We start from the raw sequence: 21773 nt of genomic DNA on the forward strand, positions 1-21773 counted from the left end.
CACGCTCCCGAAGATCGTCCGAACGCGCCTTGCCCATAATAGCCTCCCAATCAGAAGACCCATGGACTCACGGTTCGGACCCGATGGGAATCCCCCGCTCGATCACATTCGATTCAACTCAGCGGGCGGCTGCTCTAGGCGACGCGGTCCAGGCGCGCGACAAAGAAGCCATCCACCCCACCGCGCTCCGCCCACATCGACGGGAGGATGCGCAGCCAGCCCTCGGGTGTCAGCGCCTCGTCCGGCGCGCCGATGTCCGATGGAACGGCAGGGGCCGTCCTGAACGCTGGGTAGCGGCGCAGGAAGGCGATGATCTGGGTCTCGCCCTCCTCGCGCTCCAGGGAGCAGACGCAATAGACCAGACGGCCGCCCGGCCCGACCCGCATCGCGGCGACGTCGAGCAGCCGATGCTGCACGTCGGCCAGCTTGGCGACGTCGGCGGGCTTGGTGGCGCGCAGGACCTCCGGATTGCGCCGAAAGGTTCCCGTGGCCGTGCACGGCGCGTCCAGCAGGACGGCGTCGAAGGTCCGGTCGTCGTCCCAGTCCTCGGCAGGGGTGGCGACGACCTCGGCGGACAGGCCGGTCCGGGCCAGATTGGCGGCCAGCCGTTTCAGCCGGACCTCGGAGCGGTCCAGCGCGACCACCGCCGCCCCCGAAGCCGCCAGTTGCAGCGTCTTGCCGCCGGGGGCGGCGCACATGTCGAGGGCGGTTTCGCCCGCCCCGGCAGCCAGCAGGCGCGCCGGCACGGCGGCGGCGGCGTCCTGGACCCACCAGCGTCCGTCCTCGAAGCCGGGCCAGCCGGCCACGTCGCCGCGCCGGCCCGTGCGGACCGTGCCGCCCGGCAAGGTCTCGCCCTCGACGGCCTCGGCCACGGCGGCGAGGTCCGCGTCGGGCTTGAGGCTGAGATCGGTCGCGGGCTCCTCTCGCGCGGCCAGGGCCAGCGCCACCAGCGCCGCCTCGCCGTAAGTGGTGCGCCAGCGGGCGGCGATCCATTCCGGCAGGTTGGACTCCGCCGTGGTCACGCCCGGGCCTTCGCGTTCGACGCCCCGCAGGACAGCGTTGACCAGATTCTTGTAGGGTCGGGTCTTGACCTCGCGCTCGGCCAGCTTAACCGCCGTCGAGACGGCCGCGAAGGCCGGGGTGCCCAGCACGAGCGTCTGGGCCAGGGCGACGCGCAGGATGGTGCGGACGGCGAGCGGCGGGGACTTCTGCAGGCGGCGATCGAGGATGTGGTCGATTTCGCCCAGACGGCGCAGGGCGGCCATGGCGACGGCGCGGGCGAAGGCGCGATCCGGGCCCGGCAGGTCGGCGATCTCGCGGAACGACAGGGCGGTGTCCAGTCCGCCGCGCCCCTCCAGCGCCGCGTTCAGCAGCACACCGGCGGCCACGCGCGCCTCGACGCCGATGTCGGCGGCCTCATCGGGGGCCTCGACCCGCGCGGGCCGGGCGGGACGCGATCCGGTCCGGGCCTTGTCCGCCATGCGGCGGCCCCGCGCCGATGAACTCTTGCCGCCGCGCGCGTCGGTCAAACCGTCACCTGCGTGCCCAGCTCGACCACGCGCCCGGGCGGAATATGGAAAAAGTCGGTGGGATTGGCCGCGTTGCGCATCAGGAAGATATACAGTCGGTCCTGCCACAGGGGCATGCCCTGTTGCGCCGAGGCGATCACCGAGCGTCGGCCCAGGAAGAAGCTGGTCGACATCATGTCGAACTTCAGGCCCTGTTTGCGGCACACGCCCAGCGCCTTGGGTATGTTGGGCTGCTCCATGAAGCCGTAGGAAATGGTCAGTTTCTTGAAGTCGTCGCTGATCGGCTCCAGCGCGATTCGCTCGGACTCGCTCACCCGCGGCCGATCGGTTGTGCGCACGGTCAGGATGACGTTGTTCTCGTGCAGCACCTTGTTGTGCTTGAGGTTGTGCATCAGGGCGACCGGGGCGATGTCGGGATCCGAGGTCAGGAAGATGGCCGTGCCGGGCGCGCGATGCGGCGGGCGAGCGCGCAGCATTTCGATCAGGTCGGCCAGCGGCAGGCTGTCCTTCCGGGTCTTGGCGGTCAGGATCTGGGTCCCGCGCACCCAGGTCCACATCACCAGGACGATGCCGGCACCCATGCCCAGCGGGGCCCAGGCCCCATCCGGAATCTTCAGCAGGTTGGAGCCGAAGAAGGCCAGATCGATGATCAGGAACGGCGTGATCGCGACCACGCTGAGCGGCAGGCTCCACTTCCACATCCGCCGGACGATGAACCAGGCCAGCAGACTGTCGACCAGCATGGCACCCGTCACCGCCACCCCATAGGCACCGGCCAGTTGCGAAGAGGTCGGGAACAACATCAGCAGCAGCAACACCCCGACCAGCATCAGCATATTGACCGAAGGCACGAATATCTGGCCAGCTTGGCTTTCGCTGGTCTGCATGATCTTGATGCGTGGCAACAAGCCCAGCTGGACCGCCTGTTGCGTCAGGGAGAAGGCCCCCGTGATCACCGCCTGGCTGGCGATGACGGTGGCCATGGTCGCCAGGATCAGCACCGGCCAGTAGATCATCTGGGGGATCATTTCCCAGAACGGATTGATCCGCGCCGCCGGGTCGCTCAGCACCAGCGCGCCCTGGCCCAGATAGTTCAGCATCAGGCAGGGCAGGGCGAACCACAACCAGCCGGCCCGGATCGGTGCCTTCCCGAAATGGCCCATGTCCGTATAGAGGGCCTCCGCGCCGGTGACGGCCAGGAACACGCTGCCCAGCAGCACGAAGCCGAGGAAGCCGTTGTCGATCAGGAACAGCGCCCCGTAGTGCGGCGACAGGGCCCTGAGGATCGATGGGTCGTCGAAGATGTGAAAGACGCCCAGGCCCGCCAAGACCAGGAACCAGACGGTGGTGATCGGTCCGAAGGCCCGGGCCATGCTGGCGGTACCCCGCGCCTGGACCATGAACAGGGTGATCAGAATACCGATAGCGATCGGCAGGATGAAGGGGGTCATCCGTCCGGCGACACCCGGCGCGTCGCCCAGTCCCTCGACCGCCGACAGCACCGATACCGCCGGCGTCAGCACCCCGTCGGCGTAGAACATCGCCGCGCCGCAGACGCCGAGAAAAAACACCAGGCCCGACCGCTTGCCGATGGCGCGCTGGGCCAGCGCCATCAGGGCCAGGGTCCCGCCCTCGCCCTTGTTGTCGACCCGCATCAAGAAGAAGACGTATTTGACCGTGACCACCAGGATCAGGGCCCAGAACACCAGAGAGACGGTACCCAGGACGGCCAGCTCGGCCGTACCGCCGCTTCGCGAATGGGCCAGCGCCTCGCGCATGGCGTAGAGCGGGCTGGTGCCGATGTCGCCGAAGACGACGCCGACGGCGCCGATGATCAGGCCCCATTTGCCGCGTTTGACGTGTCCGCCCTCGCCGGCGGCGGCGGGATGCAGGTGCGCCGGTTCAATGGAGCCGGCGACATTGGACTGTGGCGCGCCGCTGGATGCGCCGCCTTCGCCCTGTGGAGAGGCCCCGGCCATGAAGTTCCTCCGGGACCCCGCACCGCGCGGTTTCCATTCAAAGAGCGGCGAGCCTTTAGGCGCTTTCCACAGCCGCATCAATCGCGCCTGCGACGGGAAGGTTGCGCCGGTTTGTGAAAGGGGCGTTTGCGTCCTATCTTGGGCTCAACGTCATGTCAGACAGCCAACGCTTTCCCGTCGCCGCCCACGCCCTGGCCTATCTGGCCCACAAGGGCGCCTTTTCGCCGGCCAACGCCGCGCCGAGCGCGGTTCTGGCCGCCTCGGTGCCGACCAATCCGGTGGTGGTGCGGCGGGTGACTGCCCTGCTTGCCAAGGCCGGGTTGATCGCCACCCGGCCCGGTGCCAAAGGCGGCGCGTGGTTGCTGCATCGGCCCGAGGACATCGCGCTTGACGCGGTGCTGCGTGCGGTCAACGGTTGCGCTAACCTCGGCTCGCCGCCCGCCGGAGCCAAGGGCTGCCCGGTCAGTGAACACATCCCGCGCCAGGTGGCCAAGGCGCTGACAGCGGCGGATCAGGCGGCGGGCCATGCCCTGTCGAAGATCACCATCGCCGACCTGCTGAACCACGACCCGGCGTCTCTGGCGGCCTTCGCGCCCCATTCGTCCTGCCCGGTCGCCGCCTGAGATGAGCCGGCCTTCGGGGTCGAGACCGGTGGCCTTGATCACCGGCGCGTCCGCCGGCATCGGCGCGGCCTTGGCGCGGGTCCATGCCGCCGAGGGCTGGGACCTGATCCTGACGGCGCGGCGCGAGGCGCCCTTGAAGGCGTTGGCCGCCGAACTCTCCCGGCTGGGCGCGGCCACGACCGTCCTGACCGAGGATCTGGCCGATCCCGCCGCGCCCTACCGGCTGTTCGACGAAATTCAAGCCCGGGAGCTTTCGGTCGACGGGCTGGTCAACAACGCGGGCTTCAGCCGCACGGCCGGCTTTCTGAACACCGATCCGGAGATCCATGCGGCCATGATCCGCGTCATGCTGACCGCCCCGATCGAACTGGCCCGTCTGTTCGCCCCGGCCATGGTCGCGCGCGGGTACGGGCGCATCCTCAACGTCGCGTCTCTGGCGGGGCAGATGCCCGCGACCGGCGGCGACACCCTCTACGGTCCGATCAAGGGCTTTCTGATCAAGGCGTCGCAGGGGCTGCATCTCGAACTCCGCGGCACGGGCGTCCACGTCACCGCCCTGTGCCCAGGCTATACCCTGACCGAGTTCCACGACGTCAACGGCACCCGCGACGAGGTTTCGTCGGCGTATCCCGCCTGGATGTGGCAGACCGCCGACCATGTCGCCCGCGTCGGCTACGCCGCCTGCGAAGCCAACCGGCCCAAGGTCACGCCGGGGGCGATGAACAACATCCTCGCTGGCCTCGCCAAACACCTGCCGGACCGCCTCGCCCTGAAGATGGTCGGCGGACACGCGAAGCGGTTGAAGCGAAACTGAACTCGCGGTCGGCCAGGCCCGTCTTCACTGTCTCCCTCGTCCCTGTCAGAGACCGGAATTCGTCTTTCAAATCCTCCGAAAGTCGTCCCCCAATTCCTCCCGAAGTCTCCATCCCCCCGGAGCTATGTCGACCTCAGTATCCGCGGTCCGGATAGGGCGTCGTCACCGCCCCGCTGATCATTCCGGGCAGGGCTTCCGACAGGCCCATCAGGATGAACTGAATCGCCAGGGCACACAGGATCAGGCCCAGCACACGGACGATGATCGACATGCCCACGTCGCCCAGCACGCGACTGATCGGACCAGTGGCGGCGAAGCAGACGAAGGTCGCCAGACAGGCCGCCACAATGGCCGCCATGCCTGCCACCTGGCCCGCCGGCCCGATCTTGGACGCTTCGCCCGCCTGGATGATGATGGTCGAAATGGCGCCGGGCCCGATCATCAACGGGATGGCGAAGGGCACCACCAGCCGCTGGAACCGGCGTCGTGCATAGCCGCGCACGTCAGCCAAGTCGGCCCCGACGTCGGTGTCGGCGAAGCTCTTCAGGAAATCCTCGCGCGTCATGTCGAGGCCGAGCAACAGCAGCAGGATACCGCCGGCGATCCGAAACGCCGCCAGCGAGATGCCGAAGAACTGCAGCAACCCCAGGCCGGTGAAGAAGAAGAAGGCCATGAAGGCGGCGGCGAACAGGCAGATCAGGGCCGACACCAACAGTCGCTGACGCAGGGTCGCCCCCGCCGTCGCCGCGGCGAAGATCGGGATGTTGCCGATCGGATCCACCAAGGCGAACAGGGCCACGAACAGGTTGACCCCCAGATCGACCGCGTCCATGTGCTGACCTCGCCCCTCAGTTTATCCTGGCGCATTAAGGGCCGACGCGGTCGCTCGCGTCCACCCCCCCAGCGACCGAACGGAGCCCGCGATGACGTCTGCGCTCAACGATCCCCGCCTGATCGTCGGTCTGGACCTGCCGTCCATCGACGCCGCTCGCGCCATGGTCGAGCGGCTCGGCGACGCGGTGGTGTCGTACAAGGTCGGCCTGACGCTGTTGGCCCGTCCCGGCGGCGTGGCTTTCGCCCACGACCTGCGCGCGGCCGGCAAGTCGGTGTTCCAAGACTGGAAGCTTCATGACATCGGGGCCCAGGTCGAGGGCGCGGCGCGCGCCGTGGCCGAGGGCGGCTGTGATCTGCTGACCGTCCATGCCGAGCCGCAGGTCATGCGGGGCGCGGTCAAGGGGCGTGACGCGGCGGGATCGGACACCAGGCTGCTGGCCGTCACCATTCTGACCAGTCTTTCCGACGAGGACCTGACCGACATCGGCTATGGTTTCGGAGCCGCGGCCTTGGTCGAGCGGCGGGTGCGGCAGGCGCTGGACTGTGGCGTCGACGGTGTGGTCTCCAGCCCGCTGGAGGCGGCGCGGGTGCGCGAGATCGCCATGGCGGCGGGTCGGCCCGACTTCCTGATCGTCACCCCGGGCGTGCGGCCCCAAGGTGCCGACAAGGGCGACCAGCAGCGCGTGGCCACGCCGCGCGCCGCGCTGGTCGCCGGAGCCACCCATCTTGTCGTGGCCCGCCCCATCATGGCTGCGGCCGACCCCGCGCGCGCGGCGGCCGAAATCGTCGCATCGATGGTCTAGCCGCGCTCGCCGGGTTCCTGACGGTAGCCGTGCGGTGGCCGCGCGGGCGCTGGCGCAGGGGGCGGCGCCTCGAAGACGTAGTGCTGGTTCGGCGTCATCGGCGCTTCGTACACCGGATCGGCGCGGCGATATTCAGCGCGGCGCTGGCAGCGGCAGTCGCTGTCGTGCGCTCCGCGACAGTGGGTGTGGCGGGCGTTTTATCCACCCTCGCGATCGTCCCCGGCATGGACATAGGATTGCTCTCGCGCACCCCGCTGTAGCCGTAGCGATCGCCGCGATCCCGCTCGCGGCCGTAATCGTAGCCGCAGGAGCGGGCTTGGCGTTCGTGATGGCCGACACCGCTGACCGCATAGCCGAAGGGCGCGCTGGCGCGGGCCACACGTTCGTACAGCGTTTCGGTTTAGGAGGCCGTGCCGTACTGGCCCCCGCCGTCGCCGCCGTAGGCACCGCCGACATAGACGCCGCCGCCATGACTGCCGCCCTGGACGCTGCCAACCTCATAGGTGCTGGCGTTCAGATGGGACCGCGCCGACGCGCTGGCCGAGGCCGAGGCCGAGGCACGGGGCGCAGGCGTTGAGATAGACGGGCCGTCCGTCGGTCTGGGACGACGCCGCGCCCGGAACGGCCAGCAGCGTCACGACGAAGGCGGCGTATAGGCCACGGATCATGGGGGTCGGGCTCCTGAATGACAGGGTTGACGCCGTTCGACCGCCTTGGTTTGCAGAGACTTTAGAAGTCGATCGCCAGACCCTTCTTCTCCCAGTCGCCATAGCGGGTCGGCTCAGGTCCGGGGGGGCCGCCGTGTTCGGTCGCGATCGCGGTGTCGGCTTCCGCGTCCCGGCGCACCGCCGCCTCCAGCAGGGCGCGACGCGCGGCGTCCGTCAGCGGGCGTTTTGGCGTGGCGTGGGGAACGTCGGCATTCAAGGCCGGGGTTTGGTCGGGGGTGGGATGATCGGTCACAGCTTCCACGCCTTGAGCGGTTTCGTTGAACCCTCAAACTAGACATTCGCGGGCCGGACGCCAGCGAAGACGACGACAGAGCGCCATGAACCACCTGAAGACCTTCATCCTGCTGGCGGCGCTGACGGCCCTGTTCGTCGGCATCGGCTATCTGATTGGCGGGCCGACCGGCATGCTGATCGCCCTGGTCCTGGCCGGCGGCCTGAATCTGTTCAGCTACTGGAACGCCGACAAGATCGTGTTGAAGATGTACCGGGCCCAGGCGGTTGACGAACAACATCCCAACGGCGTCGTCAGGGCCTATGTCGCCGACGTTGTCCAGATGGCGCGTGACGCCGGCCTGCCCAGGCCGGTGATCGCCATCATTCCCAACGATCAGCCCAACGCCTTCGCGACCGGACGAAATCCCGCGAACGCCGCCGTTTGCGCCACCACCGGCCTGCTGGACATGCTGACCCGCGACGAGATCCGCGGCGTGATGGCGCACGAGCTGGCCCACGTGAAAAACCGCGACACCCTGACCATGACGGTCACGGCGACGGTGGCCGGAGCCATCGCCGCCCTCGCCAATTTCGGCCTCTTCTTCGGAGGCGACCGCGAGCGGCCCGGCGGCATCATCGGAACCCTGGCCCTGATGATCCTGGCCCCCATGGCCGCCGCCCTTGTACAGATGGCTATAAGTCGCTCGCGTGAATACGAGGCCGACCGCGTCGGCGCCGAGATCGCCGGCGACCCCCAGGCCCTGGCCTCGGCCCTTGAGAAGATCGACGCCTACGCCCGCCGGATCGTTAATCTGACGGCCGAGCGCAATCCCGCCTCGGGCCAGCTTTTCATCATCAATCCGCTGGCGGGGCGCGGCGCGGACAACCTGTTCTCGACTCATCCGGCCACGGCCAACCGGGTGAAGGCGTTGATGGAACTGGGGACGAAGATGGGGATGGCGACGCAGCGGGCCGCATTCGCCGATGCCGGGCCAGGCGCCGTCACCACCAGCGTGCCCTCCACGCCCGCGAGCCGGTCCGGTCCCTGGGGCTGAGCCCGCCGCAATCCCGCCCTTGCATCGCGGGGCGTCTGGTCCTTTAAGCGCGCGCAACGCCGCCGAACGCCTCGTCGCGTTCTACGAAGGACCTCACATGACCCAAGCCGTGCCCAAGAAGGCCCCGACCAAGGTGGTTCTCGCCTATTCCGGCGGGCTCGACACCTCGATCATCCTGAAATGGCTGCAGACCGAATACGGCGCGGAGGTCGTGACCTTCACCGCCGATCTGGGCCAGGGCGAGGAGCTGGCGCCGGCGCGCGAGAAGGCGTTGAAAATGGGCATCAAGCCCGAGAACATCTTCATCGACGATCTGCGCGAGGAGTTCGTGCGCGACTATGTCTTCCCGATGTTCCGGGCCAATGCCCTGTACGAGGGCCAGTATCTGCTCGGCACCTCGATCGCCCGGCCGTTGATCGCCAAACGACAGATCGAGATCGCCCGCATGGTCGGCGCCGACGCCGTCTGTCACGGTGCGACCGGCAAGGGCAATGACCAGGTCCGGTTCGAGCTCGGCTACTATGCGCTGGAGCCCGACATCCGGGTCATTGCCCCCTGGCGCGAGTGGGAATTCAAGTCCCGCGAACACTTGTTGGACTTCGCCGAGAAGAACCAGATTCCGATCGCCAGGGACAAGCGCGGCGAAGCTCCGTTCAGCGTCGACGCCAACCTTCTGCACTCGTCCAGCGAGGGCAAGGTGCTGGAGGACCCGTCGGTCGAGGCCCCCGAATTCGTTCACCAGCGCACCCTTTCGCCCGAGGATGCGCCCGACGTCGCAACCGTCATCACCATCGGCTTCGAGAAGGGCGATCCGGTCTCCATCAACGGCGAGACCATGTCGCCGGCGACCCTGCTGACCGCCCTGAACCAGTACGGCCACGACAACGGCATCGGCCGCCTCGACCTGGTCGAGAACCGCTTCGTCGGCATGAAATCCCGCGGCGTCTATGAGACCCCGGGCGGGACAATCCTGCTGGCCGCCCATCGCGGCATCGAATCGATCACCCTCGATGGCGGTGCCATGCATCTGAAGGACGAGTTGGCGGTCAAATACGCGCACCTGATTTACAATGGCTTCTGGTTCTCGCCCGAACGCGAGATGCTTCAGGCCGCCATCGACCACAGCCAGGCCAAGGTGTCGGGCACGGTCCGGGTCAAGCTCTACAAGGGCAACGCCACCGTCATCGGCCGCGAGAGCGCCGCGAGCCTCTATGACCAGGAACTGGTCACCTTCGAGGACGGCGCCGTCGCCTATGACCAGAAGGACGCCGCCGGCTTCATCAAGCTGAATGCGCTCCGCCTGCGGGTATTGGGCAAGCGGGACGCACGCGACCGGGCCTGATTTCAGGTCTAAAAGGGACTCGCGGCGCGACGGATTCGGCGCCACGATGACGGCGGAAGGAGGGGGCTCCTTCGTCGTTCAGGAAACCATGCCATGTCTCTTCGACTGATCCTCGCCGTCTGCGCGGCCGTGACCTCGGCCACGCCAACCTTGGCCGCCGCCATGCCGACCCAGACCGCCGCGCCCGCGCCGACGAGTGCGCTCGCTGACCTGCAAGCCAAGGCCGCGGTCTTTCAGGCCCGGATGGAAGGCATGGAGGCCGAGATGAAAACCGCGGTCACCGCCGCCGCCGGCGACGATACCAGGGCGACCGCCGATCTCGACGCCATCGTCGCCCGCTACCAGCCCGAAGCGGACGCCTTCGCGCGAGAGGTGGCGAGCGTGATCGAGGCCCAGGCGGCGATAGCTCCGGAAGAACAGCGGGCCGCGATGGCCCAGGCTTCCGCAGCGGCCTCGTCTCAGCTCAGCGGCATTCCGGCCATGACGCGGGCTCAGGCCCTGCAGCCGCCCATACCGGTCGCTGTCGTGCAGTAAGCCGTTGATGCGTAAGGCGGCCAGCTTCGGCCGCGCCGTCTTACCGCGATTTCATTTGTGACGGCACGGCGCTCGGCCGATTTTGAGGCGACCTTTTCGGGAGCCCGTCTCATGATCAAGGCCCTTTCTCTCGCCGCCGCTCTTGCCCTGCTGCCGCTGTCGGCGGCCGTGGCCCATGACCTGCGCGGTCCGTCCGACGACGCACTGGAAGCCGCCGCCGAGGCCTTCGAGGTCCGGATGGAGGCTTTCGGTGAACGCGCCAAGGCCATCGCCGCCGAGGCCCTGGCCGAGATCGACATCGACGCCGTGGTCGCGCAAGCCCTCGCCGAGGTCGACGTGGACGCCGTCGTCGGAAACGCCGTGGCTCAGGCGCGCGGCATCGCCACCAAAGGCGCTTGGGCGTCCCGGGATCCCGAGCATATGGCGACCTACGGCATTATGGCCGACTACGCCCTGGGCGCGGCGATGGACTCGCCGGGAGACGCAGAGGTCGCGGAAACCGCCGAAGCGCCCCAGGCTCCAGTTGCTGACGACGAGGACTGATCACCTCGCGACGGCTTGACCGGAGGCGTCGGCCGACCGACACGGCGGCATGAACAGCCTACCCGTCGATCCTCAGCTGTACCTGACCTTCCTGGGCGTGATGGCCGTCATGGCGGTGACGCCGGGGCCCGCCAATCTGTTCTCGGTGGCCAACGGGGTAGAGCGCGGCAAGGCCGGCGCAATGGCGGGGGTGGTGGGCATGAACGCCGCGACTCTGGTCTGGTTCGGCGCGGCGGCGCTGGGGCTGGGAGCGCTGGTCGTGGCCTTTCCCGAGGCCTTCCGCCTGATCTCGGTCGGCGGTGCCTTCTATGTCGCCTGGCTGGGCGTCGGGGCCCTGCGCGGTGCCTTCACGACGGCCTCCGATCCCGACGCGCCGACCATTCGCCTGGGGCGCAGCGCCTTGGTGGACGGCTTCATGGTCCAGATCGCCAATCCCAAGGCGGTGCTCTTCTTTACCGCCCTGCTTCCGCCGTTCCTGGATCCTGGCCGGCCTGCCGCGCCTCAACTGGCCCTGTTCGCGGTGGCCACCATAGGCATGGACGTACTGTCGATGTCCGCTTACGGCCTGGGCGGCGCGGCGCTGGCCCGGCGCATGGGAGAACCACGATTCCGGCGCGGCTTCGCCCTGCTGACAGGTGTTTTGCTGCTCGCGGCGGCCGTGCTTATTGTTTCGCGTTTATAGGGGCTTATGGTATGTTGAAACCCATCTGCTAATCTCCCGTTTAATTGACAATGCGCTTTCTGGAGCGTCTAGGAGAACTGCCATGAGAACTCATCTGCTCAAGTCCGTGCTGCTGGCGGCCACGGCGGCTCTGGCCCTGTCGGCCTGCGCGACCGCCACCGCCTACGGCCCCGCCGGTCCCAACAGCCGCTTCGGCTATGCTGAACAGCGTCTGGACGCCGACCGCTTCCGGGTGAATTTCTCTGGAAACTCCGTCACCTCGCGCGATCAGGTCGAGATGTCACTGCTGCTGCGTTCGGCCGAGATCACGGTGGCCAACGGCTATGACTGGTTCTCCACCGTGAACCGCGCGACCGACCGCGATACCCGTTTCAGCGCCTCGCCCGATCCCTTCTACTACGACCGCTACAGTCCGTTCTGGGGACCTTCGTGGCGCTACTCCCGTCGCGGCGTCTGGAGCAGCTGGGGCGATCCGGTCTGGGGCAATGACTTCGACGTGCGCCAGATCGACCGCTTCGAGGCTTCGGCCGAGATCGTCATGGGTCGCGGTGCCAAGCCTGCGGGCGACGCCAATGCCTTCGACGCCCGCGAAGTGATCCAGAATCTCGGTCCGCGCGTCATTACGACCGCTACGTAGGAGATCGAACCCCTGCTGCTCAACCCAGCCGGGGACTCTTCAATCGACGCTTGTTGGCGTGGGTGTCCGGCGCCGCGCCCAGCTCTTCGGGCATCTCGCCCTTGAAGTAGAAGCGCTGCCAGGCCTCCTTGGCCGCGTCCGGGTCGCCGGACGCCAGCCGCTTGTTGAAATCGGTGCGCTGGCGGTTCCAAGCGTCGAACTGACCCTTCATGACCGGATTGGATTCCAGAGTCCGGATGACGGGCTGGAAGTCCTCGGCCTTGCGGTGCTGCAGGGGGGTGATGAAACAGAACGGCTCGCCGCGTTCGAACTTGACCCGCCCCGGTCGCGTGAACAGCCAGTTCATGGTGAAGGGGAAGGGCAGCCAGTCGGTCTCGATCAGGCCGGTCAGCGGCTGGATGCCGTCCTTGATATGGTTGGGCGCGCCCGTCGCCAGCAGGCCCCAGCCCGGCGGGGTGCGGAACATGTATTGCGGATGCAGGGTCATCACCCCCCGCGAGAAGTGCGAGGTGACAATGTGGTGCAGGTTCGGCGTCGGCCGATCCGGCGTGATCTCCAGATCGTTCTGGCTGGGTCCGCCGTTCCATTCTGCGGTGAAGCCGATCGGGCACAGGATTTCCCAACCCGTGGTGTTGGCCATGGTCAGCGGCAGGCAGCGATAGGGGTGCCGGCTGGGGAAGGCGTCCATCCAGTCTCGCGGCTGGCGCCCCGGCACCAGGTCGCAGGGCTGGTCCGACATCGGATAGCATTCCAGTTCCAAGGCGACGCTCCGGACGGTATCGAGGATGGTTCCTCTCACTAGCGGCCCGCGATGACCGAAGACAAGCCGAGCCCGCCCGCCTTCGACGCCGACCGTCTGCTGGACTGGATGGCCGGCCACGGCCAGTTAGTGACGACCCGGCGCCACGCGGCCGTCTTCCGCGTCGAAGAGGGGCGGGAGCTGAAGGCCGCCATGCCCGGCGCCCACACCAAGAACCTGTTCCTCAAGGACAAGAAGGGCCGGCTGTGGCTGATCTCGGCGCGTCAGGACACGGTCGTGGATCTCAAGCGCACACCCGCCATCATCGGCTCGGACCGCCTGTCGTTCGGCAATGAGACCCTGCTGTACGAGACCCTGGGCGTGCGCGCCGGCTCGGTCACGGCCCTGGGCCTGATCAATGACCCCGACCACCGCGTGACCTTCGTGCTGGACAGGACTTTGTGGGACGCCGACATCGTCAATTTCCATCCCCTGACCAACACCGCGACCACGGCGATGCCGCAGGCCGACTTCCGGCGCTTTCTGTCCCTGATCGGGCGGGAGCCCATGGTCGTCGATTTCGGCGAGCTGATCTGAGCGCGGCGGTTCTATCGCGGCGCGTCCGGTGCTAGACGGCGCGCGTCTTCCCGACCTCCAAGCCAGACACGGACCGCCGCCATGCCCGCCGCTCCCGACTTTCCGCCCGCGCCCGACCGCGTGGCGCCGCAGCGCGCGCTGATCTCCCTGTCCGACAAGACGGGGCTCGAGGACGCGGCCCGCGTTCTGCACGATCTGGGCGTCGAAATGGTCTCGACCGGCGGCACCCGCGCCGCCATCGCCGGTTTCGGCCTGCCGGTGAAGGACGTGGCCGATCTTACCGGTTTCCCCGAAATGATGGACGGCCGGGTCAAGACCTTGCATCCCGTGGTGCACGGCGGCCTGCTGGGCATGCGTGACGCCGCCGACCACGCCGAGGCCATGGCGACGCACGGTATCGACCCGATCGATATCGTCTGGGTCGACCTCTATCCGTTCGAGGCCACGGTGGCAGCCCAGAAAGCAGGTTGGGGCGCCGGCTTCGACGCCGTGGTCGAGAACATCGACATCGGCGGCCCGGCCATGATCCGCTCGGGCTCGAAGAACTACGGATACGTCGCCGTCTGCGTCGATCAGGCTTCGGTCGCCGAACTGCTGGACGCTCTGAAGACGGACGGTGCGACGACGCTGAGCTTGCGCAAACGCCTCGCTGCCCGCGCTTTTGCCCGCACCGCCGCCTATGACGCCGCCGTCTCGGCCTGGTTCGCCGGGCAGGTCGGCGACGCCGCCCCGGCCCGCAAGTCGATCAGCGGCGCGCTGGCCCAGACGCTTCGCTATGGCGAGAACCCGCATCAGACCGGTGCCTTTTATCGCACCGGCGACACCCGTCCCGGCGTCGCCCACACCGAACAGGTCCAGGGCAAGGCGATGGGCTACAACAACATCGCCGACGCCGACGCCGCCTGTGAGCTGGTCGCCGAGTTCGAGGGTCCCGCCTGCGTCATCGTCAAACACGCCAACCCCTGCGGCGTCGCCGTCGGCGGCGATCTCGCCACGGCCTATGCTCGCGCGCTTGAATGCGACGCCGTCTCTGCCTTCGGCGGCGTCATCGCCGTCAACCGACCCCTGACCGGTGCCGACGCCAGGCTGATCACCGACATCTTCACCGAGGTCGTCATCGCCCCCGGCGCGGACGAAGAGGCGCGAGCCGTCTTCGCCGCCAGGAAGAACCTGCGCCTGCTGCTGACTGACGGTCTGCCCGACCCGCTGGCGGCCGGCGAAGTATTCCGCTCGGTCGCCGGCGGCTTCCTGGTCCAGTCGCGCGATCGCAGCCGCATCGCCGCCGCCGACCTGAAGATCGTCACCCGCCGCCAGCCGACGCCGCAGGAGGTCGAGGACATGCTGTTCGCCTTCACCGTGGCCAAACACGTCAAGTCCAACGCCATCGTCTATGCCAGGGACGGCCAGACCGCCGGCATCGGCGCCGGCCAGATGAACCGCCGCGACAGCGCCCGCATCGCGGCCATCCGCGCCCGCGAGGCCGGCGAATCCAAGGGCTTGGCGCATTCGCTGGCCGAGGGGTCTGCCTGCGCCTCGGAAGCCTTCTTCCCCTTCGCCGACGGCCTGCTGGAGGCGGTGGCGGCCGGGGCTACGGCGGTGATCCAGCCGGGCGGCTCGATCCGCGACGACGAGGTCATCGCCGCCGCCGACGAGGCCGGTGTCGCCATGGCCTTCACGGGCGTGCGGGTGTTCCGGCACTGATGTTTTGGGGCGCTAACGCTCGCGACGCGGTCGCCCGCTGCTTGAGCGCGGGTGGTCTGAGAGCCACAAATAGCTAAGGTCCGCCCATGCAAACCCTCGCCCAGCGCTGGTCGATGCTCGAACCGGCCGTCACCGGCGTGGGCCCGGACGATGACCGGCCGCGTCCGGCCGTCATCCTGTTCCATGGCTGTGGCGGGCTGCGTGATCATTTGCCGAAATACGCCGAGGCGGCGAAGGCCGCAGGCTGGCGGGCCTTCATCGTCGATTCCTACGCGCCGCGCGGGTGGAACCGGACCTTGGCCATGGCGGCGGTCTGCACCGGAGTGTTGCTGCGGGGCTGGGAGCGGGGCGGCGACGTGCTGGCAGCGATTGACGGCGTGTCCCGGCGGGCCGACGTCGATCCGGACAAGATCGCTCTGGCCGGCTGGAGCCACGGAGGCTGGGGCATCATGGAGGCCATGAGCGCTGACCGGTCGCGCCCGGCGCTGGGCGTCGCCGATCCTGGCGCGGTGGCGCTGGACGGGGTGCTGGCGACCTATCTGGCCTATCCCTACGTCGGCATAGCCGCCCCGAACCGGATGCGGCCGTGGCGGCATTGCCCGAAGACCCTGGCCGTCATCGCCCGCAAGGACCACCTTACCACGGTGCGAAACGCCGAGCGCGTTCACGCAATGGTCCGCGACTGCGGCGCGGAGGTCGAGACCTGGGTGGCCGAGGGCACCCACAGCTTCGATGAACCGATGAACGCACCACCGATGCGCCATGACCCCGAGTTGGCGTCCGAGGCGGTTCGCCGTTTCGCCGCCCTGCTCAACGACGTGGCGGTCGCGCCTCAGGCCTGAGGGTTCGCGTGGGCGGACAAAGCCGCTATGGACCGCGCCATGACCACCCTTCTGTTCGGCCGTCCGCCCGCGGTCTTCGATCCCCCCGGCGACGCGACCCAGACTTCGCCCCTGATCCCGGGCTCCACTGCGTTGGAAGACATGGCCGACGGCGCGGTCGAGGTGATCATGGTCTATGCCCCGCCCGGCGTTCTGGAGCGGCGCTACACGCTGGCGCAGGCCTTGCGCGTGCTGAAGGCGGGAGGGCGGCTGGACGTCATGGCCCCTAAGGACAAGGGCGGCTCGCGCATCAGGAAGGAGCTTGAGGCTTTTGGTCTCGAGATCGGCGAGAGCGCCAAGGCGCATCACCGACGCTGCGTCGTCATCCGGCCGGAGAAGGCGGCCGGCGTGGATGACGCTATCACCGCTGGCGCGCCACGGATCGTGCCGGGGCTGAAGGCGTGGTCCCAGCCCGGCGTCTTCGCCTGGGACCGGATTGATGCGGGGTCGGCCCTGCTGGCTCAGCACCTGCCGCCGATGAAGGGCGCGGGCGCCGATCTCGGCTGTGGCTATGGCGCGCTGGCGACGGTGATCCTGCGCTCGGCCGCCGTGACGTCGCTGCGTCTGATCGATCTGGACCGCCGGGCGATCGAGGCCGCGCGAAAGAACGTCGAGGATCCGCGCGTCACCTACGAATGGGCCGATGTCCGGACGATAGAGGCGAGCGGCGAGCTGGATTTCATCGTCATGAACCCCCCCTTCCACGACGGCGGCGCCGAGGACCGGCGGCTGGGGCAGGCCTTCATCCGGCAGGCGTCGGCCATGCTGAAGAAGGGCGGCGTCCTCTGGCTCGTCGCCAACCGGCACCTGCCCTATGAGGTCGAACTCGACGCGGCCTTCAAGCGCGTGACGCCCGTCTCCGACGGCGGAGGCTACAAGCTGTTCGAGGCGGTGAAGTGACTCCGGCCTCAAGTAACCCAAAGGGCGAGGGGGCACCCAAAAAGACACCGACCATGCGCGTGGACAAGCTGCTCGGGTCGCTAGGCTATGGCTCGCGCACCGAGATGGCGCGGATGGGCAAGGCGGGCGGCATCGTTCTGGACGGTGTGGACCTGACTGACGTCTCGAAACGCATCCCCATCACGCCCGACCTGTCGTCGCGGATGGAGATCGACGGGCGGCCGCTGGACCCGCCGCCGGGCATGGCCCTGATCCTCAACAAACCGCTGGGCATGACCTGTTCGCGCAAGGAGGACGGGGCGCTGGTCTATGACGTCCTGCCCGATCGCTGGCGTCGGCGCGACCCGGCCATCTCGACCATCGGCCGTCTCGACAAGCAGACGACTGGCCTGCTGCTGCTGACCGACGACGGCGACCTGCTGCACCGCGTGATCAGCCCGAAACGCCATGTCGCCAAAGTCTATCGCGCGACGCTGGCGCGACCGCTGGCAGGCACCGAGCAGGCACTGTTCGCGGCCGGCGGTCTGGTCCTCGAGGGCGAGGACAAGCCGCTGGCCCCAGCCGAGCTGGAGGTGCTGGGTCCCACCGAAGCGCGGCTGACGGTAACCGAGGGCCGCTATCACATGGTGCGGCGAATGTTCGCGGCAGCGGGCAATCACGTCGAGGGCTTGCACCGGGAACGCATCGGCGGGTTGGCCCTGCCGGATGATCTGGCCCCCGGCCAGTGGCGGCTGATGATGCCCGGCGAGGTCGATCTGATCTTCGCTTGACCGGAACCCTCGCCCATCCCGACCGCTAAGGCTCCGCTTCAGCGGAGACGGCATGACCGGGGCGACCATCAAGAGGGACCTGCGGACCGGCCGGTCGTTATGGGCGGACAGCCCCGGCCTCGGCGTGTCGACGCGTCCGCTGACCGAGGCCGTGGCGGTCGACGTGGCCATCGTCGGCGCGGGCATCAGCGGCGCCTTCATGGCTCGCGAACTGGCCCGCGATCATTCCGTCGCCGTGCTTGATCGTCGTCCACCACTGATGGGTTCGACGGTCGCCTCGACGGCGATGCTGCAATGGGAGATCGACCTGCCGCTGACCGCGCTGGCGGACAGGATCGGCATGGCGAAGGCGAAGCGGGCTTATCTGCGCTCGCGTTCGGCCGTGGACGACCTCAAGCGGATCGTCGCCGAAGACCGCATCGTCTGCGGCATCAAGGACAAGGCCAGCCTCTATCTCGCCGGCGACGACTACGGCCACCGCGCGCTGGAGACGGAGGCGGAGGCCCGGGCCGCGATCGGTCTGGACAGCGCGTATGTCGGGCCGGCGATCCTGCGCGACAGGTTCGGCATGGACCGAACCGGCGCCATTCTCAGCCGCGGCTCGGCGAGCGGAGACCCGGCCCGTCTGGCGGCCGGGCTGCTGCGCCGCGCCCAAGCCAACGGCGCGAGGGTCTATTCGCCGGTCGAGGTTCTGCAGGCCGCGTCCGATCCAGAGGGCGTGACTTTGCTGACCGACGCGGGTCATGCGGTGCGGGTGAAGGCGGTCGTCTTCTGCTGCGGCTACGAGTTTCCGAAGAGCGTGCCGACTCCGGGCGCGCAGGTGATCTCCACCTGGGCGATGGCGTCAAGGCCGCGTCAACGCTGTCCGGCCTGGCTCCGCGAAACCCTCGTGTGGGAGGCGTCGGACCCCTATCTCTATTTCCGCATGGGCGGCGACGGCCGGCTGATCGTGGGCGGCGAGGACGAGGCTTCGTCCACGGCGCATCAGGACAAGGCGAAGCTGAAGCGCAAGTCCACGGCCATCGCCACTAAGCTCAAGCGACTGCTGCCAGAGGTCGAGTTCGAGATCGATTACAGCTGGGCCGGGGCGTTCGGCGAGAGCGCGACGGGGCTGCCCTCGATCACGCCCGTGGCGGGCATGGATCACGCCTGGGCCATCATGGGCTTCGGCGGCAACGGCATCACCTATTCGGTCATCGCCTCGCAGGTGGTTTCGGCGGCGATCCGGGGCAAGACCGATGCGGACGCGGACCTCTACCGGCCGTGAGTGGACCATAGCCATCAAGATGGCTATAATGACCCCATGAGCACCTATACAGTGGCCCAGGCCAGAGACAATCTGTCGAAACTCATCGTCGCAGCCCAGCGCGGCGAGGACGTGCGGATCGAGCGAAACGGCCGTCCCGCCGTCCGCCTGATCAGCGATGCGCCGAAGGGCGTGGTCATCGATGCGGCGGCAATGAAGCGGCGGCAGATCGTTCCTGAGGGCGGTCCGACCGACATCCTCGACATCTTGGGGGAGATGCGACGAGAGCGTCCGTGGTGAATGCCTATCTGGATGCGAGCGTGCTGTACTCCGTGCTGATCGCCGACACCCATTCAGAACGGGTGGGTGCCTGGCTCGTCGACGGACCCACCGTGACCTTCAGCCTCTGGACCTTGACGGAGACGTCTTCAGCTCTGTCACACGCCCAGAGAACCGGTCGGATCACGGCCGGCGAGCGGCGCGGCGCGGAGATCGAAATGGACCGGTTGCTGGACCCGACGCGGCCCGACGCCGTCATCGGACCCGAAGACTTTCTCGAGGCGCGGCGTCTGCTCGAACGTCATACCACCTTGCGCGCGCCCGACGCCCTGCACCTGGCCATAGCCGAGCGGGAGGGGTGGGCGTTGGCGACGCTGGATCGCGGACTGGCCGCAGCGGCGGAGCAACAGGGCGTGACTCTGGCCCTGCCATGACCCACGCCAAGATCTGCGGCCTGACGACGCCAGAGACGCTGGACGCCGCGCTGGCGGGCGGCGCCGCCCTTGTAGGGGCGGTGGTGTTCCCCAACAGCCCGAGGCACATCATACCGCTGCACGCCGCGACCCTGTTCGAGCGGGCCCGCGGCCAGGGTCCGGGCAAGGCGAAGATCGTGGCGGTTACCGTCGACGCCGACGACGTCCTGCTGACGGAAATCGCCCTGATCCTGAAGCCGGACCTTATTCAGTTGCACGGGTCGGAGACGCGCGAGCGGTCGGAACAGGTCCGGAGGCTGACGGGGGCCGGGATCATCAAGGTTCTGCCGATCCGGACGCATGAGGATTTCGCCGAGGCCGAGGACTGGGATCTGTTCGTCGATCATCTGATGTTCGACGCCAAACCGCCGGAGGGATCGCACCTGCCGGGCGGGGTCGGGTCGCGGTTCGACTGGGTGCTGCTGGCCGACCGGGCTTTCCGACATCCGTGGTTCGTGGCCGGGGGGCTGACCCCGGACAATGTGGCGCAGGCGATCCGCGTGTCCGGGGCTCCGCTGGTGGATGTGTCCTCTGGCGTGGAAAGCGCGCCGGGTGTTAAGGACCCGGCCCTGATCACGGCGTTCCTCGACACTGTCCGGGCCGTCTGATTTCCACCGCTCGCCAAAATGCCCATATCCTGCGTGAAAGCTTCGCCCGTGAACGCCATCATCCCGAACCAGTACGCCATGCCCGACGCCGAGGGCCGTTTCGGTCCCTATGGCGGGCGGTTCGTGGCCGAGACGCTGATGCCGCTGGTTCACGAGCTGAATGCAGCATACGAGGCGGCCAAGGCGGACCCGGCCTTCCAGGCCGAGCTGGACGGCTTCCTGACTGACTATGTCGGCCGGCCCAGCCCGCTGTATCTGGCCGAACGCCTGACTGACCATTACGGCGCGGCCGATATCTGGTTCAAGCGCGACGAACTGAACCACACCGGCGCGCACAAGATCAACAACTGCATGGGCCAGATCCTGCTGGCCATGCGGATGGGCAAGACCCGGATCATCGCGGAAACGGGCGCCGGCCAGCACGGCGTGGCGACCGCGACGGTGTGCGCCCGCTTCGGCCTGAAATGCATCGTCTACATGGGCGCGACCGACGTCGAGCGGCAGTCGCCCAACGTCTTCCGCATGAAGCTGCTGGGGGCCGAGGTGGTGCCGGTGACGGCGGGCCGGGCGACCCTGAAGGACGCCATGAACGAGGCGATGCGCGACTGGGTGACCAACGTCGAGGACACCTATTATCTGATCGGCACGGCGGCGGGGCCTCATCCCTATCCGGCCATGGTCCGGGATTTCCAGTCGGTGATCGGCAAGGAGACCCGCGCCCAGATGTTGGCCCGCAAGGGCAAGCTGCCGGACGCCTGTGTCGCGGCCATCGGCGGCGGCTCCAACGCCATCGGCCTGTTCCATCCCTTCATCGAGGACGCCGGCGTCCGGTTGATCGGGGTCGAGGCGGCCGGGCGCGGGCTGGACGGGCCGGACCATGCCGCCTCGCTGCAGGGTGGACGGCCCGGGGTGCTGCATGGCAACCGCACCTATCTGTTGCAGGACGCCGACGGCCAGATCCTTGAAGGCCATTCGATCTCGGCGGGCCTCGACTATCCCGGCATCGGCCCTGAACACGCCTGGCTGAAGGATATCGGCCGGGCCGAATACCGCGCCGCCACCGACGTCGACGCGCTGGAAGCCTTCCAGATGTGCTCGAAGCTGGAGGGAATCATCCCCGCGCTGGAACCCAGCCACGCACTCGCCCGGGTGGGCGAGATTGCGATGGAAGTGGGCAAGGGCGGCGATGTCGTGCTGAATATGTGCGGGCGGGGCGACAAGGACATTTTCGCCGTGGCGAAACACCTGGGTGTGGAGTTGTAG

The 21773-nt window shown here is 68.1% G+C and carries 26 protein-coding genes; 19 read left to right on the forward strand and 7 right to left on the reverse strand.

All coding sequences use genetic code 11. The annotated features are described in order from the left end of the window. Positions 1–134 precede the first annotated feature (134 nt). Both ACESMO_RS10945 and ACESMO_RS10950 read right to left on the reverse strand, forming a co-directional pair. The gene (locus ACESMO_RS10945) at positions 135–1481 is read right to left on the reverse strand and encodes an RsmB/NOP family class I SAM-dependent RNA methyltransferase (protein ID WP_372708233.1); all 1347 of its coding nucleotides are present in this window, start codon (positions 1479–1481) and stop codon (positions 135–137) included. 44 nt (positions 1482–1525) lie between these two features. After that, positions 1526–3508, reverse strand: a complete 1983-nt coding sequence (locus ACESMO_RS10950; protein WP_372708175.1) for a potassium transporter Kup — start codon at positions 3506–3508, stop codon at positions 1526–1528. Positions 3509–3660: 152 nt separating this feature from the next. Here ACESMO_RS10950 and ACESMO_RS10955 point away from each other — a divergent pair, with 152 nt between their 5' ends. Next, positions 3661–4131, forward strand: a complete 471-nt coding sequence (locus ACESMO_RS10955) for an Rrf2 family transcriptional regulator (protein ID WP_372708176.1) — start codon at positions 3661–3663, stop codon at positions 4129–4131. Between the two features lie 28 nt (positions 4132–4159). Further along, entirely contained in the window at positions 4160–4945 is a 786-nt protein-coding gene (locus ACESMO_RS10960) for an SDR family NAD(P)-dependent oxidoreductase (protein ID WP_372708177.1), read from the forward strand. Positions 4946–5078: 133 nt separating this feature from the next. On the opposite strand, the gene ACESMO_RS10965 is transcribed toward ACESMO_RS10960, so the two are convergent. Beyond that, positions 5079–5777 carry a MarC family protein gene (locus tag ACESMO_RS10965; protein ID WP_372708178.1) on the reverse strand — a complete coding sequence of 233 codons (699 nt, stop codon included), beginning with the start codon at positions 5775–5777 and terminating at the stop codon, positions 5079–5081. Between the two features lie 91 nt (positions 5778–5868). Here ACESMO_RS10965 and pyrF point away from each other — a divergent pair, with 91 nt between their 5' ends. Continuing rightward, complete coding sequence (pyrF, locus tag ACESMO_RS10970; RefSeq protein ID WP_372708179.1) at positions 5869–6582, forward strand: orotidine-5'-phosphate decarboxylase; 714 nt, start codon at positions 5869–5871, stop codon at positions 6580–6582. A gap of 94 nt (positions 6583–6676) precedes the next feature. Here pyrF and ACESMO_RS10975 read toward each other — a convergent pair whose 3' ends face one another. From ACESMO_RS10975 to ACESMO_RS10985, 3 genes are all read right to left on the reverse strand, one after another. Next, positions 6677–6961, reverse strand: coding sequence for a hypothetical protein (locus ACESMO_RS10975; RefSeq protein ID WP_372708180.1), 285 nt, complete (start codon positions 6959–6961; stop codon positions 6677–6679). A 118-nt stretch (positions 6962–7079) separates the two neighbouring features. Then, positions 7080–7250 carry a hypothetical protein gene (locus tag ACESMO_RS10980; protein WP_372708181.1) on the reverse strand — a complete coding sequence of 57 codons (171 nt, stop codon included), beginning with the start codon at positions 7248–7250 and terminating at the stop codon, positions 7080–7082. Positions 7251–7311: 61 nt separating this feature from the next. Beyond that, the gene (locus ACESMO_RS10985) at positions 7312–7542 is read right to left on the reverse strand and encodes a DUF1674 domain-containing protein (RefSeq protein ID WP_372708182.1); all 231 of its coding nucleotides are present in this window, start codon (positions 7540–7542) and stop codon (positions 7312–7314) included. An 85-nt stretch (positions 7543–7627) separates the two neighbouring features. Here ACESMO_RS10985 and htpX point away from each other — a divergent pair, with 85 nt between their 5' ends. The 6 genes from htpX (at position 7628) to ACESMO_RS11015 (ending at position 12316) form a co-directional block, all read left to right on the forward strand. After that, a complete protein-coding gene (htpX, locus tag ACESMO_RS10990; protein WP_372708183.1) occupies positions 7628–8578 on the forward strand; it encodes a zinc metalloprotease HtpX in 951 nt (316 codons plus the stop codon). A gap of 97 nt (positions 8579–8675) precedes the next feature. After that, on the forward strand, positions 8676–9920 hold the full coding sequence (locus ACESMO_RS10995) for an argininosuccinate synthase (RefSeq protein ID WP_372708184.1): 1245 nt from the start codon (positions 8676–8678) through the stop codon (positions 9918–9920). Between the two features lie 93 nt (positions 9921–10013). Continuing rightward, on the forward strand, positions 10014–10454 hold the full coding sequence (locus ACESMO_RS11000) for a hypothetical protein (RefSeq protein ID WP_372708185.1): 441 nt from the start codon (positions 10014–10016) through the stop codon (positions 10452–10454). A 111-nt stretch (positions 10455–10565) separates the two neighbouring features. Next, complete coding sequence (locus tag ACESMO_RS11005) at positions 10566–10997, forward strand: hypothetical protein (RefSeq protein WP_372708186.1); 432 nt, start codon at positions 10566–10568, stop codon at positions 10995–10997. A 49-nt stretch (positions 10998–11046) separates the two neighbouring features. Beyond that, positions 11047–11679: a LysE family translocator gene (locus ACESMO_RS11010; protein ID WP_372708187.1), complete on the forward strand. Its 633-nt coding sequence runs from the start codon at positions 11047–11049 to the stop codon at positions 11677–11679. Positions 11680–11761: 82 nt separating this feature from the next. Next, positions 11762–12316 (forward strand): hypothetical protein, encoded by a 555-nt coding sequence (locus ACESMO_RS11015; protein WP_372708188.1) that lies wholly within the window; start codon positions 11762–11764, stop codon positions 12314–12316. A 19-nt stretch (positions 12317–12335) separates the two neighbouring features. Here ACESMO_RS11015 and ACESMO_RS11020 read toward each other — a convergent pair whose 3' ends face one another. Then, complete coding sequence (locus ACESMO_RS11020) at positions 12336–13076, reverse strand: DUF6065 family protein (RefSeq protein WP_372708189.1); 741 nt, start codon at positions 13074–13076, stop codon at positions 12336–12338. A 51-nt stretch (positions 13077–13127) separates the two neighbouring features. Between ACESMO_RS11020 and ACESMO_RS11025 the strand changes: the two genes are divergently transcribed. The 10 genes from ACESMO_RS11025 to trpB all read left to right on the forward strand — a co-directional run bounded on the left by ACESMO_RS11025 (position 13128) and on the right by trpB (position 21773). Beyond that, complete coding sequence (locus tag ACESMO_RS11025; protein WP_372708190.1) at positions 13128–13652, forward strand: prolyl-tRNA synthetase associated domain-containing protein; 525 nt, start codon at positions 13128–13130, stop codon at positions 13650–13652. An 81-nt stretch (positions 13653–13733) separates the two neighbouring features. Beyond that, positions 13734–15353, forward strand: coding sequence for a bifunctional phosphoribosylaminoimidazolecarboxamide formyltransferase/IMP cyclohydrolase (purH, locus tag ACESMO_RS11030; protein WP_372708191.1), 1620 nt, complete (start codon positions 13734–13736; stop codon positions 15351–15353). A gap of 86 nt (positions 15354–15439) precedes the next feature. Beyond that, positions 15440–16195: a dienelactone hydrolase family protein gene (locus ACESMO_RS11035; RefSeq protein ID WP_372708192.1), complete on the forward strand. Its 756-nt coding sequence runs from the start codon at positions 15440–15442 to the stop codon at positions 16193–16195. A 39-nt stretch (positions 16196–16234) separates the two neighbouring features. Then, positions 16235–17134 carry a class I SAM-dependent methyltransferase gene (locus ACESMO_RS11040; RefSeq protein WP_372708193.1) on the forward strand — a complete coding sequence of 300 codons (900 nt, stop codon included), beginning with the start codon at positions 16235–16237 and terminating at the stop codon, positions 17132–17134. 53 nt (positions 17135–17187) lie between these two features. Continuing rightward, positions 17188–17904 carry a pseudouridine synthase gene (locus ACESMO_RS11045; RefSeq protein ID WP_372708194.1) on the forward strand — a complete coding sequence of 239 codons (717 nt, stop codon included), beginning with the start codon at positions 17188–17190 and terminating at the stop codon, positions 17902–17904. A 52-nt stretch (positions 17905–17956) separates the two neighbouring features. Then, positions 17957–19171 (forward strand): NAD(P)/FAD-dependent oxidoreductase, encoded by a 1215-nt coding sequence (locus ACESMO_RS11050; protein WP_372708195.1) that lies wholly within the window; start codon positions 17957–17959, stop codon positions 19169–19171. 36 nt (positions 19172–19207) lie between these two features. After that, positions 19208–19450: a type II toxin-antitoxin system Phd/YefM family antitoxin gene (locus ACESMO_RS11055; RefSeq protein WP_372708196.1), complete on the forward strand. Its 243-nt coding sequence runs from the start codon at positions 19208–19210 to the stop codon at positions 19448–19450. Next, a complete protein-coding gene (locus tag ACESMO_RS11060; protein WP_372708197.1) occupies positions 19444–19863 on the forward strand; it encodes a type II toxin-antitoxin system VapC family toxin in 420 nt (139 codons plus the stop codon). Before ACESMO_RS11055 ends, ACESMO_RS11060 begins: the two co-directional genes overlap by 7 nt. After that, a complete protein-coding gene (locus ACESMO_RS11065; protein WP_372708198.1) occupies positions 19860–20510 on the forward strand; it encodes a phosphoribosylanthranilate isomerase in 651 nt (216 codons plus the stop codon). Before ACESMO_RS11060 ends, ACESMO_RS11065 begins: the two co-directional genes overlap by 4 nt. Positions 20511–20528: 18 nt before the next feature. After that, positions 20529–21773, forward strand: a complete 1245-nt coding sequence (gene trpB, locus ACESMO_RS11070; protein WP_372708199.1) for a tryptophan synthase subunit beta — start codon at positions 20529–20531, stop codon at positions 21771–21773.

Source organism: Brevundimonas sp., assembly GCF_041688735.1.
Lineage (GTDB): Bacteria > Pseudomonadota > Alphaproteobacteria > Caulobacterales > Caulobacteraceae > Brevundimonas.